The sequence below is a fragment of the Halomonas sp. G15 genome, from assembly GCF_021282295.1.
Lineage (GTDB): Bacteria > Pseudomonadota > Gammaproteobacteria > Pseudomonadales > Halomonadaceae > Halomonas > Halomonas alimentaria.
Window position 1 is genome coordinate 1 of sequence record NZ_JAJSPA010000100.1, and the last position, 652, is coordinate 652.

A 652-nucleotide genomic window follows, 5' to 3' on the forward strand; every position below is an offset into this window, starting at 1 on the left:
GTCCGCCCGAACCCTTTCGAGAGCCTGGCGGTCTTGCGCGCCTTGCGGCGAATCAGCGTGGCGCGCTTGTCGCGACGGTCTATGTCCGCGGCGGGGTGGAAGAATCCACGCGCTGCGACAGTGCCGTCCGGTGTCACGATGCTGGCCGTGGCCAGCGTATTGATCCCCACGTCCACGGCGCATACGCGCTGCTGGTCAGGGAGGGATTGAGGCGCCAACGCCACCGGCACCGCCAGGTGGCAGCGTCGATTGAGCACCAGGGTGGGCGACTTCACCGTGCCGAGAAGATGGCGCTGACGTACCGCCTTGATCGCCACGTTATGCCACAGCCACTCCTTGCCATCCCACAGCTTCAGGCTGGCGGTGGTGAAGTCGGCATCGAACTTGACCAACTGCCCGCGATACATCGCCGGATAGCAGCCGGCCACGGGGTTGAAGCGCGGTGGCTGGGCATTTTTCCGCTGGCGATCTCCCGACTGCCAGGCCCAATAGCGGGTCAGGTAGCTCGATACCTGGCCCTTGACGAACTCGATGGCGGCTCGGCGCAGGTAGGACGGGAACTTGTAGAAACGCTTCACGAAGTAGTGGTGGCGAGGCGAGGGGTTCTTCTTGGTCGGGTGCATCAGCCGCTCCACGGCAGCGGCAAAGCTGG

Annotated in this window: 1 pseudogene; it reads right to left on the reverse strand. The window is 64.9% G+C overall.

Annotated elements, in window-relative coordinates:
- Positions 1-623: pseudogene (locus tag LWH48_RS18160) on the reverse strand (IS200/IS605 family accessory protein TnpB-related protein); the annotation flags it as partial.
- Positions 624-652 lie beyond the last annotated feature (29 nt).